The organism is Microbacterium sp. DT81.1 (assembly GCF_049844955.1).
In the GTDB taxonomy this organism is placed as follows: domain Bacteria; phylum Actinomycetota; class Actinomycetes; order Actinomycetales; family Microbacteriaceae; genus Microbacterium.
Genome location: NZ_JBNCMA010000002.1, coordinates 517,587 through 532,029, shown reverse-complemented (window position 1 = coordinate 532,029; position 14,443 = coordinate 517,587). Strand labels below are relative to the sequence as shown.

Sequence of the window (14,443 nt, the reverse complement as noted above, 5' to 3'; positions counted from 1 at the left end):
CGATCGGACTCGCGTGAACGCTCTAGGCGCCGTGCTCGGACCCAACCTCGCCTGGATCGCGATTCTCATCCAGGCTGCCATCGTGATCGGCGCGCTGATCTTCATCCCTCGCGACCGCAAGCCCACCGCGGCCATGGCGTGGATCCTGCTGATCATCCTGCTGCCCTTGTTCGGCCTCCTCTTCTACCTGCTCATCGGCAACTTCAAGCTGCCGGCGAAGCGGCGGAACGAGCAGGCTCGCATCAACGGGATCATCCAGGAGCGAGCGGCCGGCCGCGACCTGCCCTCGCCCGACCGGGACTGGCCACGGTGGTTCGAACGGGTGACGCAGCAGAATGAGCTCCTGACCGGCCTGCCGGCCATCGGCGGCAACAGGGCGACGCTGATCGGCGACTATCAGGGATCGATCGATGCGATGACGGCGGAGATAGACACCGCGACGAGCTTCGTTCACGTCGAGTTCTTCATCGTGGCGTGGGATGACACGACCCGCGCGTTCTTCAGCGCGATGGAGCGGGCCGTGGCCCGGGGCGTCTCTGTGCGGCTGCTCGCCGACCACCTGTCATCGGGCAAGGTCCCCAAGAGCAAGGAGACGTTCGCAGAACTCGACCGCATCGGAGTCAAGTGGGCGTGGATGCTGCCGGTCATGCCGTTCAAGGGCAAGTATCAGCGCCCCGACCTGCGCAACCACCGCAAGCTCGTCGTGGTGGACGGCCGGGTCGCCTTCATGGGCTCGCAGAACCTGATCAACCGCAACTACGACTCGCCGAAGAATATCAAGCGCGGGCTGCAGTGGCAGGAGCTGATGACCCGCCTGGAGGGTCCGACCGTGGCGGCGGTGAACGCCATCTTCCTGTCGGACTGGCTGATCGAGACCGACGAGCTCCTCGTCGACGAGGAGCACGTGCCGGCGAATCAGGTCGCCGCGGACCCGTCACCGGATTCGCTCGTCTGCCAGGTCGTGCCGAGCGGGCCCGGCTACGGCACCGAGAACGGCCTGAGGCTCTTCCTGTCGCTGATCCATGGAGCAACGGAGAAGGTCATCCTCACGAGCCCGTACTTCGTGCCCGACGAGCCGATGATCTACGCCATCACGACGGCGTGCCAACGCGGCCTCGAAGTGCAGCTGTTCGTCTCCGAGATCGGGGACCAAGGACTGGTGTACCACGCACAGCGGTCCTACTACGGTGAGCTGCTCGAGGCGGGGGTCCGCATCTTCCTCTACCCCGCGCCGTACATCCTGCACGCCAAGCACTTCTCCATCGACGACAACATCGCCGTGATCGGGTCGAGCAACATGGACATCCGCTCGTTCAGCCTCAACTCCGAATCGTCGTTGATGGTGCTCGGCGAATCGTTCGTGCGCGACATGCGCGCCGTCGAGCAGGGGTACCGTGACGCCGGACGGGAACTCACCCTCGAGCAGTGGAAGCAGGAACCGGCGAAGGCGACGTTCCTGGACGGCGTCGCGCGCCTCACCTCCGCAGTCAACTAGGCGCGACTGCCCCGGCGGTGTCGACCGTCAGCTCGGCTGCTCGACCATCTGGGCGAGTTGGATGAGGTTGCCGACGGTGTCGTCGAGCACGGCGGTGATCACGGGTCCCATCGCCGTCGGCGGCTGGGTGAAGACGACGCCCTGCGCCGTGAGCCGTTCGTATTCGGCCTGCGCGTCCTCGACGCCGAACGACGTGAACGGGATGCCGTCCTCCACCAGGGCGCTCGTGAACGCGGGCACCGCGGGGTGGTCGTTCGGTTCGAGCACGATCTGCGTGCCCGTGGCGTTCTCGGGGTCGGCGAGCGTGATCCAGCGGTGCTCGCCGACCGGGAAATCGGCGGTGACGACGAAGCCCAGGCGGTCACGATAGAAGGCGACCGCCGCATCCTGATCGTCGACGAAGATGCTGTGGCTGGTGATTCTCATGGGTTCTCCTTCAGTGGCCAACGGGTGACGACCGCTGCCAGCGGCGCCGTGTCGATCGTGTGGAACTTGCTGCGGCCTCGCTTCTCGCTGTGCACGAGACCGGCGCTCTCGAGCACCTCGAGGTGCTGCGAGACGGCCTGCCGCGAGCTCGTGAGCCCGTGCTTCATGGCGAGGCGCGCGCACAGCTCGAACAGGGTCTGGTCATCCCGCTCGACGAGCTCGTCGAGGATCGTGCGCCGCGTCTCGTCGGCGAGAGCCTTGAAGACGTCGGTCACGAACACAGGATAGGCAAGTGGATACTTGCATGTCAATCGCTATATCAGATCGACCGTGTCGCGGCGAGGGGTTGTCACCAAAGTCACAGCAGAGGGTACAGTCGGCAACGCCCGCATCGCTTCATGGCGTTGTGGCGAGCCCGGGCGACCGGGCTGTGTCCTCACAACAGAAGAAGAAAGAGAGAGAGACCATGAGTTTCCTCGGATTCCTGCTGCTCGGCCTCATCGCCGGCGCCATCGCAAAGCTCATCCTGCCCGGCAAGCAGGGTGGCGGATGGCTCATCACCCTGCTCCTCGGAGTCGTGGGTGCCCTCCTCGGAGGCTGGCTCGGCAGCGTGCTGTTCGGCACCGGCCTGGAGAACTTCTTCGACCTCTCCACGTGGCTGCTCGCGATCGGCGGCGCGATCATCGTGCTGCTCATCTACGGCCTGATCGTGAACCGTCGCGGCACCAAGGCGTAACAACCCTGCAGAAGGCGCCGGCGGATGAAAGTGCATCCGCAGGCGCCTTCTGTGCGTCCGGGCGCCGGCGCGGCGCGATTTTGGGAGCGATCTACCGGATCGGCTCGTGCGGGGTGTATCCCGCCTCCAGGGCGGTGACCTCGTCGTCGGTGAGCTGCACCTGGAGGGCCGCCACGGCGTCCGGCAGGTGATGCGGCTTCGTCGCTCCCACGATCGGCGCCGAGATGACCGGGTTGCGCAGCACCCATGCGAGGGCGACCTGCGCCATGGGGATGCCCCGATCCCGGGCGATCGACTCGACCGCCCCGATGATCCCCGCGTCCCCGTCGCCGAACTGGCGGCGGCCGACAGGATCGTTGTCGAAGCGCGTCGTGTGCTCGCCGAACGGGCGCGCGAGGCGCCCCTTCCCGAGCGGGCTGTACGGGATGCTGCCGACCCCCTGATCGGCGAGCAGCCCGAACATCTCGCGCTCCTCTTCGCGGTACAGCAGGCTGTACTGGTCCTGCATCGAGACGAACCGCGTCCAGCCGTGCAGGTCGGCGGTGTACTGCATCTTGGCGAGCTGCCACGCATCCATCGCAGATGCGCCGAGGTAGCGGACCTTGCCGGCCTTCACGATGTCGTGCAGGGCCTCCATCGTCTCCTCGACCGGCACCTCGGGGTCGAAGCGGTGGATCTGGTAGAGGTCGACGTAATCTGTGCCGAGGCGGGTCAGCGACGCGTCGATCTGCTCCATGATCGCCTTGCGCGAGAGTCCCGATCCGCCCGGTCCGCCGTGCATGGGGAAGTGCACCTTCGTCGCCAGCACGATGTCCTCGCGGCGCGAGTAGCGGTCGATGGCACGCCCGACGATCTCCTCCGAGGTTCCGAAGCCGTAGACGTTCGCCGTGTCCCAGAAGGTGATGCCCAGGTCGAGGGCCTGCCGGAAGAGCGGCTCGGCGCCCTCGTCATCCAGTGCCCATTCGTTGAAGCCCTTGGATGTGTCGCCGAAGCTCATGCATCCGAGGGCGATGCGGCTGACCTTCAGCCCCGAGTTGCCGAGTCGTGTGTATTCCATCGTGTGCTCCTCATCCGTTCCGGTTGGCGAGGTGTTCGTCGTCGGTCACGTGCTCGCCCCACTGCGTCTCCGAGCCGTCGGTTTCGACCCTAGGCGGGCCTGCGCCCACGAGGGAGGCCCTGTCGGTACCTGTACCGGCAGGGCCTCCGGGGTGTGCGGTTCCGGCATCCGGGTTCGCGCTGCGGTTTCCGCCGCTCGCGGCACCGATTCCCGCGGCGGGCGGCGAGAAGTGCAGCGCGAAGCGCTACCCGAACGGGATGGAGCCGACGAGCACGCCGACGGCGAGCATCACCAGCGAGACGATGGTCGCGCGCCACAGGACCTTCTTGTGGTGGTCGCCCAGGTTGACCGCGGCGAGGGAGACGAGCAGCAGGATGGCCGGCACGAGCGGGCTCTGCAGGTGCACCGGCTGGCCGACGATCGACGCGCGCGCCATCTCGACCGGGTCGATGCCGTAGGCCGCGGCGCTCTCGGCGAGCACCGGGAGGATGCCGAAGTAGAAGGCGTCGTTCGACATGAAGAACGTCATCGGGATGGAGAGCAGCCCGGTGATGACCGCGAAGTACTGCCCCATCGACGGGGGCACGATCTGAACGACCCAGTCCGCCATCGCGGTGACCATCCCGGTGCCGTTCAGCACGCCGACCAGCACCCCGGCGGCGAGCACCATCGAGACGACGCCCACGATGCTCGGCGCGTGCGCGACGATCTCGTCCGCCTGGCTGCGCAGCTTCGGGAAGTTGAGAACGAGCGCGAGCGCCGTGCCGACCATGAAGATGTAGGGCAGCGGCATGAGGTCGAGCACCAGCAGCACCATGACGGCCATCGTCAGCGCGAAGTTCACCCAGATGAGCTTGGGGCGCAGCGTCGGGCGGTCGGGGTGGAGCATCGTGTCGGCCATCATCGTGTCGTGCTGGTCCTCCACCGCCGTGACGACGGCACCGGCCGGAGCCGGCCGATCACCGCGGACGGTGACGATGCCGGTGGTCGACAGAGTCGCCAGCGCGCCCGGCTTGACCTCGGTGCCCCGCACGACCCGGGTGCCGCCGAAGATCCGGCGCCAGCGCGACGAACCGGGGTCGCCGGAAGTGGCGGCTGCGCCTTCGGCGGCGGCGGCCGGCGAGTACTCCAGCGAACCGATGCGCTTGCGCTCGCCCAGTCCGAGCATCCAGGCGAACACGAGGGAGACGACGAGGCCGGTCGCCAGCGACGGGAGCATCGGCACGAAGATGTCGGTCGGCGAGACGCCGAGGGCCGAGGCCGCCCGAACGGTGGGACCGCCCCACGGGACGATGTTGAGCGTGCCGTTCATCAGGCCGGCGACGCACGTGAGCACGACCGGGCTCATGCCCAGGCGCAGGTAGATGGGCAGCATCGCGGATGTCGTGATGATGAAGGTCGTCGACCCGTCGCCGTCGAGCGACACGGCGCCCGCCAGGATAGCGGTGCCCAGCACGACCTTCGCGGGGTCGTTGCCGAGGAAGCGGGTGATGAAGCGGATGAGCGGGTCGAACAGGCCGACGTCGATCATGATGCCGAAGAACATGATCGCGAACATCAGCAGAGCCGCCGTCGGGGCGAGGTCGCCGATCGACTCGATGACCATGTCGCCGAGGCCGAGCCCTGCCCCCGCGAACAGTCCGAAGATCGTCGGGACCAGTATCAGCGCGACCATCGGGGTCAGGCGCCGGGTCATGATCAGGACCATGAAGGTGAGGATCATGGTGAATCCGAGGATGACGAGCACGTCGACTCCTTTGTCTCGTGGCAGTGGCGAAAAGCCACCGGTGGGTGTTCCGCACGAAGCTAGCCGGGCGGCGGCCGCGGCATCCGGTATCTCGCTTTGATGCACCTATTGCGCATATCGTGAGTTCTGCGCATTTCGCTCACGACGACGACGCGAGGGGTTCGGTGATGCGGTTCGGAACTCAGGTGCTCGTCCTGCAGCTGGCCTGCGTCACGGCCGTCGTGGCGGTGTGCACCGCGGTCTTCGTCTGGCTCGGCGTGCAGCAGCTGAGGTCGGAGGCCGAGTCGTCCGCCCTCTCGATCGCCCGCACCGTCGCCGTGGACGACGACGTGCGCGCGGAGGTGGCCCGCATCTCCGCCGAACCGGGGACGCCGGCGGCGGACGAGCTTCGCGGCGGCGCGCTGGAGTCGCTCGCCGCCGACGTGCAGGAGCGCACCGGCGCCCTCTTCGTGGTGATCACGGACGATCAGGGGATCCGCCTCGCGCACCCGGATCCGGACCGCCTGGGCGAAGTGGTGAGCACGAGCTTCGAGGACGCACTCGCCGGTCGCGAGACGGTCGGATGGGATTCGGGCACGCTCGGCGAATCCGCCCGGGCGAAGGTGCCGGTCCGTGAACCGGGGGGCACCGAACCTGTCGGGGAGGTGAGCGTGGGCTTCGCCCGTGCGAGCGTGTTCGGAGAGCTGCCGGTGCTGATCGTGGGCATCGTCATCGCGGCGCTGGCCGCCGTCGCGGTGGGTGTTCTCGCCTCGCTCGTGCTGCGACGCCGGCTCGAGCGCCTCACACTCGGCGTGCAGCCCGAGGAGCTCGCGGGGATGGTGCAGAACCAGGCGGCCGTGCTGGACGGGGTGGGAGACGGGGTGCTTGCCTCCGACCCCGAGGGCACCGTGACGGTGGCCAACAGCACCGCGGTCGCCCTCCTCGGAGCGGGCGACCTCGTCGGCCGCAAGGTGCGCGACCTGGACCTTCCCGCTGCGGTGCGCGATGCGATCCTGTCGCCCGCTTCGGGCGCCGAGCCCCTGCCGCTCGGGGAGCGGGTGGTCTTCATCGACACGCACCCCGTGTCGCGCGGGCAACGCGACCTCGGCCTCATCGCCATCATCCGGGATCGCACCGACATCGTCGGCCTGACCGAGCGACTCGAGACCGTCGCGGCGATGACGAACGCGCTGCGCGTGCAGCGCCATGAGTTCGCGAACCGGCTGCACGTCACCGCGGGACTGATCGACGCGGGGCGCGTGGCAGACGCCCGCACGTATCTGGACGGCATCCGGGAGGTGGCGGATGATGGTGCCCCGACGCTGCACGATCTCGGCGAGCCGTTCCTCGAATCATTCCTCGAGGCCAAGGCGGTCCATGCCGCCGAACGAGGGGTCTGGCTGCGCGTCGGCGAGGACTCGCTGGTGCTCGGGGTGGTCGACCTGCCGGAGGACGTCGCCACGGTGCTGGGCAACCTGATCGACAACGCCGTCGCGGCGGCGGTGCGGGGGCGGGAACCCCGGTGGGTCGAGGTCGAGCTGCTCGACGAAGCCGACACCCTGGTGGCGACGGTGACCGACTCCGGACCCGGCATGCCGGATGGCGGCATCCCTTCGCCGACGCGGCGCCAGCCGGCGGATCCGGATGCCGTGCACGGCCATGGCATCGGTCTTCCGCTCGCGCACGAGATCGCAACCCGCCTCGGGGGCGTGGTGTGGCTTGCGGACGCCGGCGGGCACGACGGCCATGGTGCGGTGTTCTGCGCACGGATGCCGGGGGTCATGCGGGCGGCATCCGCTGCGCGTCTCGAGGAAGGACACCCGTCATGACCGACAGTATCCGCGTGCTCGTGGTCGACGACGACTTCCACGTCGGCGGGCTGCACCGCGACATCGTCGCCGGCCGAGCGGGCTTCACGGCGCTCGAACCGGTGCGCGGGGTGCGCTCCGCGCGCGCCGCCGTGCGAGACCAGGCGCCCGACTTGGTGATCTGCGACGTGTACCTGCCCGACGGGGACGGCATCGAGTTCGTGTCGGAGCTCGACGTCGACGCGATGGTGATCAGCGCCGCGTCGGAGGGTGCGACCGTGCGCCGTGCGCTGCGCGCCGGCGCCTGGGACTACCTCGTCAAGCCCTTCGAGCCCGCGGTGCTGGCCGAACGGCTGGACGCGTACCGCCGGTTCCTGAACCTGCTGCCGAGCGAGCGCCGGCTCGATCAGTCAGGCATCGAGCGTGCGCAGCGGGTCTTATATGCCCGGGACGGCGGTGCGGCGCCGACCACGCGCTCCACGACCGAGCGCCTGATCCTCGAACTGCTCGGCGACGAGGAGTCCTCGGCCGCGGACGTGGCGGCGCGAGCGGGCATCTCGCGCGCAACAGCGCAGCGGCATCTGGCCTCCCTGGCGACCCGCGGGGCGGTCGAGGTCTCGCTGAAGTACGGATCGACCGGGCGCCCCGAGCACCGGTATCGCGTTCCGGAGTGACGGGGCGCCAGCGCCCCCGCCGTCCGCGCTTCGCGCGGCTGTTTCCTGCGCGCGCGGCTCAGGTTCACGCAGCGCCCGACGATAACTGCAGCGCGAACCGCCCGCCACGCCGCGCCCCATCCGCGCCGGAATGCCGAAGCGCCGGATGACATCGGCTTCGCCGCCGCGGCGGCGGTGCCGCTGTCAGAGGTCCGCTTCTTCGTCCTCTTCCGGCTCGAACGTCGACTGCTCTCCGGTGTGACCGGCGGCCACGCCGTTGGGGTTGCTGGGGATCGTGCCGTCCTCGCCCAAGCCGCCCGGCTTCTCGGTGGCCTCGTCGTCCTCCGAGGGGCCGCTCCCGCTCCCCACGGCGTCCGGGCTCTCGATGTCGAACGCCTCGAGAGATCCGTCTTCGATGGGGTCCGACCCTGCATCCTGTGTGCCTGACATGGTGCTCTCCTCTTGCTCGGTCTCCCCTTGCGCCGAGGCTACGGCGCGCAGGGCACACCGGCGAGGGGATTGCCACGCGCTCCCGGCGCGAGTAGCGCCAACTCATCATCAGTATTGCCTTATATAAGTCGCCATTGATAAGGTGTCGTCATGCACGCGCTCGACATGCTCGGCGACCCGGTTCGCCGGCGCATCCTCGAACTGCTCGCCGATGGCGAGCAGGCGGCCGGTGCCGTGACAGAGGTCATCCGCTCGGAATTCGGGATCTCCCAGCCCGCCGTATCGCAGCATCTGCGGGTGCTGCGCGAGGCGGGCTTCGCACGCGTCCGCGCCCAGGGAACCCGCCGGCTCTACGCCGTCGAAGCGGAAGCGCTGCAGGAGGCGGACGTGTGGCTCGACCACTTCCGCGGGTACTGGACCCAGCACCTCGACGCGCTCGCAACCGAGCTGGCGCGCGGCTCGAGGGCGCACCGTTCATCGGCCGCACGGCGTCCGCAGGAGAAGAAGAACGAGAACAAGAGCGAGAACAACGAGGAAGGAAACCACCCGTGATCGACATCGTGAACCAGATCAACGCCACGCACCGCGAGATCGGCAACGCACCTCTCAGCACGGGCGATGGGCGGTCGCTGCTGCTGCGCCGCACCTACGACGCACCGATCGAGGACGTCTGGGACGCCTGCACGTCGCGCGAGCGGTTGGGCCGGTGGCTCGGTCCCGTGACGGGAGACCTGCGCCTCGGTGGAGCGTTCCGACTGGAGGGCAACGCCGGCGGGGTGGTGCAGCGCTGCGATGCGCCGCAGCACCTCGAGGTCACGTGGTCGCTCGGCGAGGGGATGGACACCGAGGTCGCGCTCCGCCTCTCCCCCGCCCCTGAAGGCGGGACCGTGCTGGAACTCGAGCATTCGTCGCCCGCCCAGATCGTCGACGTGCTGGTCGAGGCATATGGCCCCGGCGGTACGATCGGCATCGGTGGCGGCTGGGACATCGCCCTGCTCGGCCTCGACCTGCACCTCGGGGGCGCGGACTTCGACCCCGCGACATGGGAGGACACGGCGGAGGTCAGGGAGTTCGCCGCGGAAAGCTGCCGCGCGTGGGCGCGCCCGGTACAGGATGCGTGGGGCACGAGCGACGAGGACCTCGACGCGGCGGTCGCCTTCGCAACGAGCCAGTTCGCCCCCGCCGAGGAAGTGGAGAGCTGAGCCGCCCCTGACATTCTCGCGCAAGGGCGCGATAGTGAATGCATGGAGAATCTCGACACCGACGTCGTGATCGTGGGCGCCGGTCCGACCGGGCTCATGCTCGCCAACTGCCTGGCGAAGCTGGGCGTGTCCTGCGTGATCGTGGACGGCAAGGCCGGCCCCACACGTGAGTCGAGGGCGCTCGTCCTCCAGGCGCGCACGATGGAGATCTACGATCAGCTCGGGCTCGCCGCGCGCGTGCTCGAACAGGCCGAACTCGTGGGTGCGCTCGTGCCCGGCTTCGAGAAGACGCGATTCAGCGCGGTCGACCTTCGGCGGCTCGCCACGGGTGTCACGCCGTTCCCTCGCCTGTACGTGCTCGAGCAGAGCAAGAACGAGCGGCTGCTCGCCGAGAGCCTGGAAGCGCTCGGCGCGGCGGTGCGCTGGGGGTGCCGGATGGTCTCGGTCGTGCGGACGGAGGACGGCGGTGCGCGCGTCGTCTGCGAGACGGATTCCGATCCCGACGCCGTCGGCACCCTGACGATCACGGCGCGATTCTGCGTCGGAGCCGACGGCGCCTCGTCGCCCGTGCGCGAGGCGACCGGCATCCCGTTCACGGGGGTGACGAACGAGCACACGTTCTACGTCGCCGATGCTGCGGCCGTGGAAGGCCTCGTGCCGCACGCGGTCAACCTCCGCTTCGGTGACACTCAGTTCCTGCTCGCCTTCCCGATGACCGGTGCCGGGCACCATCGCCTGATCGGAGTCGTCCGCACTGCCGCCGATGAGGACGTGACGGAGGCCCCCGTCCGTGCGACGCTCGAGCGCGTCTTCGGAGTCACCTACGAGTCCGCGCTCTGGTTCTCGACCTACCGCGTGCATCACCGCGTCGCCGAGCGTTTCCGGCAGGGGCCGGTGTTCCTCGCGGGCGACGCCGCGCACGTGCACTCCCCCGTCGGAGCACAGGGAATGAACACCGGGCTGCAGGACGCCCACAACCTCGCATGCAAGATCGCAGACGTGCTCCGAAGGGGCGCACCCGACGCATACCTCGACCGGTATGAGGCCGAGCGGATGCCCGTAGCCCGGCGCCTCGTCGGCACGACCGACACGCTCTTCGGGTTCGTCACCTCGGTCAAGAGAGGGCCGCGATTCCTCCGCCGGCGTGTGCTGCGCGTGCTCGCGCCGGTCGGCGCGGCCGTCGTGCCGCGCGCCCGGCGGGCGTCCCGGCTCTTCGAATACCTGTCCCAGACCCGCATCCACTACTGGATGAGTGAGCGCGAGAGGGTGACCTCCCGTGGCAGCCGAGGCAGGGTGGTCGGACGGCGCCTGCCGTGGAACGGCGACAACTACGAAGCACTCCGCGGCATGCGATGGCAGGTGCACCTGTACGGCGCCGTGGATGCCCCCGCCCTCGAGCGGCTGCGCGGATACGTCCCCCTGCCCGTGATGCATTTTCCGGAACTTCGCAACGATCGGCTGCGGCCGGGTACGTGCTATCTCGTGCGCCCGGACGGGTTCGTGGCGGCAGCGGGACCTCTGTCCGGGGCCGTCGAGGGGATCCGCAGGGCTCTGCCGTTCGCTCTATGAGGCAACGCTCATCTAGGCATCATCCGGCATATATTCCCACTGGCCCTTCCCTTGCGACTGTTCACCGCGACGGCGAGGCGGGCGCCGTCGCTCCCGCCGGTCGTCGGGCGGGGCCGGCGGCACGCAGGGGCCGCCACGTGCTGACCATCGCGACGGCCAGCAGCAGCTCCGCGATGTCCCCGCCGTAGTACATGAGGTCGGCGGCCCCGCGCAGCTGCACCGCCGGCGCCTCGACCTGCACGAGGGCGCCCGCGTAGATCAGCTGGGCGAGCGACGCGTGCGCGGCGATCGCGATGCCGAGCACGACGAGCCGGAACGGCACGGATGGTCGGTGCGGAGCCGGGTCCGGTCCCGCAATCGCGTACGCGAACACGTAGCCGGCCAGCAGGAAGTGCGCGTGCACCGCGTGATGCAGCAGCGGCGACGTCAGTGTCGCCGTGTAGAGCGGGCTGAAGTAGAGCACCGCCATCCCACCGACCGCGAGCAGCAGGCCGACGATCGGATGCGAGAGCAGGGCCATGAGTCGCGAGTGCAGCGCCCGCCCGATCACCCGCCCGGCCGGCACGGGCACCGACCGCAGCACCAGCGTCACGGGCGCGCCGAGGACGAGGGCGAGCGGCGCGTACATGCCGATCATCAGGTGCTGCAGCATGTGCGAGCGAAAGTCGCCAGGGGGTAACGGCGAGGCGGAAGCGAACGCCGCAGCTGCCAGCGCGATGCCGACCAAGAAGGAGGCGGTGCGCCACAGATTCCATCTCCGTGGGTCGCGGTGGGCACGGAGGGCCATGATCAGGTACAGCGCGGCCACCGCGCACGCGACCGCCAGCGGCACGGCCGCTTCCGTACCGGTCACCTGCGGATGGAGGTGCGGGTTCATCCCGAACGCCGCGCCTCGACGTCCGCGACCTGCACGGCCGTTGCGTCGCCTGCGGCATCGGCTCTGCCCGAGCGCTGGAGCAGCCACCCGCCGGTGATCAGGAGCGCGCCGAGCCCGAGGAAGACGACATCGGCGACGGTCTGGTATGGGCCGCTGATCACGTGATGGATGCCGAGGACGTGGTGGTCGATGATGCCCTCGACCACGTTGAAGACCCCCCAGCCTGCGATGATCCAGCCCCACAGCACCCTCGATCGCCAGAGGCGCCCGCGCGCGTGCGAGACACGCGAATACAGGATGCCGAGCCCGGCGAGCACGGCGAGCCACGTGACGACGTGGAAGAGGCCGTCCCACAGCGTGTTCATCTGCAGGCCGTGCACGGTCGTCGCCGGGTAGTCCCCGATGGGGATGTTCGCGGTGGCCGAGCTCGTGAGCATGTGATGCCACTGCAGCACCTGATGCAGGAGGATGCCGTCGACGAATCCTCCGAGCCCGATCCCGAGCAGCAAGCCGGGCAGCACGATTCCCGGCCGGTCGCGGGCCGTCGATCCGTCGCCTGCTGGTTGCGCCATCGCGCGTCCGTTCTCGTTCGGTGGTACCGGTGGTGGGTGGATGCAGGAATGGGCCGCCTGATCGAAGCGATCAGGCGGCCCTGCGCCTTCGGCGTCGGGTTCACGCCCCGCGTCGGGGGTGCCGCTAGCGGTCGCGGGTGGTGGAGTCGCCCTCGATCTCGATCTCCTCCTTGCGGACCTCTCCTGTGACGGTCTCGTTCTCGGTGACGGTCTCCTTGTCGAGGCGGACGCGCTCCACCGGAACGGTCTCCTTCTCCACGACGGGGCGCTCTTCGGTCAGGACGACCTCGTGCTCCTCCTCGCTGATGTCGGGACCGCTCATGGCGTTGCCGACGTTCGCGTCGGTGATCGGCTCACGCTCCACGCGCACCTCTTCGCGCGTCACCGGAACCGTCACGTTCTGCTGTTCGGTGACCACGTACTTGCGCAGCCGCGCGCGACCGGTCTGCACCTTCTCGGTGCCGACGTGCAGCCGCTCCTCGGAGCGGGTCATCGCGTCGTCGGTGGTGGGCCCGGAGGTGTCGTACCCCTCGGTCCTGCGTCCGGTGTCGTACCCCTCGGTCCTGCGTCCGGTGTCGTAGTCGTCGGTGCCCGACGTGCCGGCCGCGCCGCTGACGCCGCCCGTCGCGGTCGTACCAGGGGTGCCGGTCGTGGCGCCGGTGCCGGCGGGGCCGGTCGCGGCGGCCGTGTAGCCCGCGGTGCCCGGGGTGTCATCGCCGGTGCGGTAGCCGCCGGTCGTGCCCGTGCTGTAGCCGGCAGTGCCTCCGCCGTAGTACGAGTAGAGGTTGTCCGTCTCGTCTTCTTCGAGCGCTCCCTCGTGGTCGATGTTCGGGGCGTCCTTGACGAAGTCCTTCGAGTAGGGCACCCGGATGTCGTCCCCTGACTGCTCCGCCGCGTCGAGCGGGACGAAGGACTCGCGCAATCCGAACAGTCCGGTCCGCACCGTGATCCAGTTCGGCCGCCCCGTGTCGGGATCCACGTAGACCTGGCCCACCGATCCGATCTTGTCGCCGTCGGAGCCGATGACGTTCGAGCCGATGAGTCCGCCGATGTTCTCAGTGTTGATCATGCTCTTCCTTCTTGTTCCTAGTGGAAAGGCGAGGATTTCGGGGGGAGTTCGGGGGTCAGCGGTCGAGTCCGACCCGGTCGACCTTCCGGTGGAACCGCATGCCGGCGACGCCGCCGAGGATGGCGCCGATGAGGGCGATCACCGCGGCGAGCACCGCTGTGATGATCCCCGTGAGGGTGGCGCTCTCCGGATCGAGCGGGATGCGCGGGAAGCTGTTCAGGTTGGCCAGGATGTCGAACTGGCTGCCGGCGACCGCCGTCAGGATCGCCACGACGACCGCGATCACGAGCGCCCACAGCCAGACGGCGAGACCCTGCTTGGCCCCGTCGAACCGGGCCATCCGCCCGGCGACGTAGCCGCCGGCGTAGTAGGAGACGAGCAGCACGACGGCCACGATGATCGCACCGACGATGCCGACGGTTCCGGCGTTGTCGGCGGCGGCATCCGCGGCCTCTTCCACGGTTCCCTCCGACTGGAGGCCGACCGCTGCGGCGATGGCACCGGCGAGCGCCGTGAGGAGCACGGCGAGCCCGGTCGCCGTCAGCCACCCGAAGAACGCCGAGCCGAACTTTATGCCGCCGTACCGCTCCTTCTGGCGCTCGACGACGCTGCCGCGCGCCGTTCCGTCGCCTTCCACCGGCACCGCCGCGTCGCGGGCGTCGGCGTCATACACCTGCCGAGACTGGTTGGGATCTGGTGTGTGAGAAGTCATGCGGACGAGGTTAGGTCGCCGCTTCAAGCCAGGGCACATGGTTGCCAGGGCCGAACCGGCCGCGTATTATTGCGCGGCTGCAGCGGGCTGA

16 protein-coding genes are annotated in these 14,443 nt (G+C 69.1%); 7 read left to right on the top strand and 9 right to left on the bottom strand.

Translation table 11 applies throughout. From position 1 onward, the window contains the following. The first annotated feature begins 13 nt into the window (after positions 1 to 13). Entirely contained in the window at positions 14 to 1,495 is a 1,482-nt protein-coding gene (gene cls, locus ACLQ2Q_RS07760; RefSeq protein ID WP_425819658.1) for a cardiolipin synthase, read from the top strand. Positions 1,496 to 1,522: 27 nt separating this feature from the next. Here cls and ACLQ2Q_RS07755 read toward each other — a convergent pair whose 3' ends face one another. Then, positions 1,523 to 1,921, bottom strand: coding sequence for a VOC family protein (locus tag ACLQ2Q_RS07755; protein ID WP_425819656.1), 399 nt, complete (start codon positions 1,919 to 1,921; stop codon positions 1,523 to 1,525). Then, positions 1,918 to 2,196 (bottom strand): ArsR/SmtB family transcription factor, encoded by a 279-nt coding sequence (locus ACLQ2Q_RS07750; protein WP_425819654.1) that lies wholly within the window; start codon positions 2,194 to 2,196, stop codon positions 1,918 to 1,920. The genes ACLQ2Q_RS07755 and ACLQ2Q_RS07750 overlap by 4 nt, the downstream gene beginning before the upstream one ends. A 191-nt stretch (positions 2,197 to 2,387) precedes the next feature. On the opposite strand from ACLQ2Q_RS07750, the gene ACLQ2Q_RS07745 reads away from it, so the two are divergent. Further along, positions 2,388 to 2,657, top strand: a complete 270-nt coding sequence (locus ACLQ2Q_RS07745; RefSeq protein WP_425819652.1) for a GlsB/YeaQ/YmgE family stress response membrane protein — start codon at positions 2,388 to 2,390, stop codon at positions 2,655 to 2,657. Positions 2,658 to 2,748: 91 nt separating this feature from the next. Here ACLQ2Q_RS07745 and ACLQ2Q_RS07740 read toward each other — a convergent pair whose 3' ends face one another. Next, complete coding sequence (locus tag ACLQ2Q_RS07740) at positions 2,749 to 3,714, bottom strand: aldo/keto reductase (RefSeq protein ID WP_425819650.1); 966 nt, start codon at positions 3,712 to 3,714, stop codon at positions 2,749 to 2,751. 244 nt (positions 3,715 to 3,958) lie between these two features. Continuing rightward, entirely contained in the window at positions 3,959 to 5,437 is a 1,479-nt protein-coding gene (locus tag ACLQ2Q_RS07735; RefSeq protein WP_425819967.1) for a CitMHS family transporter, read from the bottom strand. Between the two features lie 191 nt (positions 5,438 to 5,628). Between ACLQ2Q_RS07735 and ACLQ2Q_RS07730 the strand changes: the two genes are divergently transcribed. Further along, positions 5,629 to 7,269: an ATP-binding protein gene (locus tag ACLQ2Q_RS07730; RefSeq protein WP_425819648.1), complete on the top strand. Its 1,641-nt coding sequence runs from the start codon at positions 5,629 to 5,631 to the stop codon at positions 7,267 to 7,269. Next, positions 7,266 to 7,922, top strand: a complete 657-nt coding sequence (locus ACLQ2Q_RS07725) for a response regulator (protein ID WP_425819646.1) — start codon at positions 7,266 to 7,268, stop codon at positions 7,920 to 7,922. The genes ACLQ2Q_RS07730 and ACLQ2Q_RS07725 overlap by 4 nt, the downstream gene beginning before the upstream one ends. Before the next feature lie 183 nt (positions 7,923 to 8,105). On the opposite strand, the gene ACLQ2Q_RS07720 is transcribed toward ACLQ2Q_RS07725, so the two are convergent. After that, positions 8,106 to 8,351 (bottom strand): hypothetical protein, encoded by a 246-nt coding sequence (locus ACLQ2Q_RS07720; RefSeq protein ID WP_425819644.1) that lies wholly within the window; start codon positions 8,349 to 8,351, stop codon positions 8,106 to 8,108. A 150-nt stretch (positions 8,352 to 8,501) separates the two neighbouring features. Here ACLQ2Q_RS07720 and ACLQ2Q_RS07715 point away from each other — a divergent pair, with 150 nt between their 5' ends. The 3 genes from ACLQ2Q_RS07715 to ACLQ2Q_RS07705 are packed head-to-tail and all read left to right on the top strand — an operon-like array spanning position 8,502 to position 11,122. Continuing rightward, positions 8,502 to 8,903: an ArsR/SmtB family transcription factor gene (locus ACLQ2Q_RS07715; protein ID WP_425819642.1), complete on the top strand. Its 402-nt coding sequence runs from the start codon at positions 8,502 to 8,504 to the stop codon at positions 8,901 to 8,903. Beyond that, positions 8,900 to 9,553 carry an SRPBCC domain-containing protein gene (locus ACLQ2Q_RS07710; protein WP_425819640.1) on the top strand — a complete coding sequence of 218 codons (654 nt, stop codon included), beginning with the start codon at positions 8,900 to 8,902 and terminating at the stop codon, positions 9,551 to 9,553. Before ACLQ2Q_RS07715 ends, ACLQ2Q_RS07710 begins: the two co-directional genes overlap by 4 nt. A gap of 42 nt (positions 9,554 to 9,595) precedes the next feature. Beyond that, complete coding sequence (locus ACLQ2Q_RS07705; protein WP_425819638.1) at positions 9,596 to 11,122, top strand: FAD-dependent monooxygenase; 1,527 nt, start codon at positions 9,596 to 9,598, stop codon at positions 11,120 to 11,122. A 61-nt stretch (positions 11,123 to 11,183) separates the two neighbouring features. Here ACLQ2Q_RS07705 and ACLQ2Q_RS07700 read toward each other — a convergent pair whose 3' ends face one another. From ACLQ2Q_RS07700 to ACLQ2Q_RS07685, 4 genes are all read right to left on the bottom strand, one after another. After that, positions 11,184 to 11,999, bottom strand: coding sequence for a cytochrome c oxidase assembly protein (locus ACLQ2Q_RS07700; protein WP_425819636.1), 816 nt, complete (start codon positions 11,997 to 11,999; stop codon positions 11,184 to 11,186). Continuing rightward, on the bottom strand, positions 11,996 to 12,571 hold the full coding sequence (locus ACLQ2Q_RS07695) for a DUF2243 domain-containing protein (RefSeq protein ID WP_425819634.1): 576 nt from the start codon (positions 12,569 to 12,571) through the stop codon (positions 11,996 to 11,998). The genes ACLQ2Q_RS07700 and ACLQ2Q_RS07695 overlap by 4 nt, the downstream gene beginning before the upstream one ends. Positions 12,572 to 12,695: 124 nt before the next feature. Then, complete coding sequence (locus ACLQ2Q_RS07690; RefSeq protein ID WP_425819632.1) at positions 12,696 to 13,640, bottom strand: DUF2382 domain-containing protein; 945 nt, start codon at positions 13,638 to 13,640, stop codon at positions 12,696 to 12,698. Between the two features lie 55 nt (positions 13,641 to 13,695). Continuing rightward, positions 13,696 to 14,352, bottom strand: a complete 657-nt coding sequence (locus ACLQ2Q_RS07685) for a hypothetical protein (RefSeq protein ID WP_425819630.1) — start codon at positions 14,350 to 14,352, stop codon at positions 13,696 to 13,698. Positions 14,353 to 14,443: the final 91 nt, after the last annotated feature.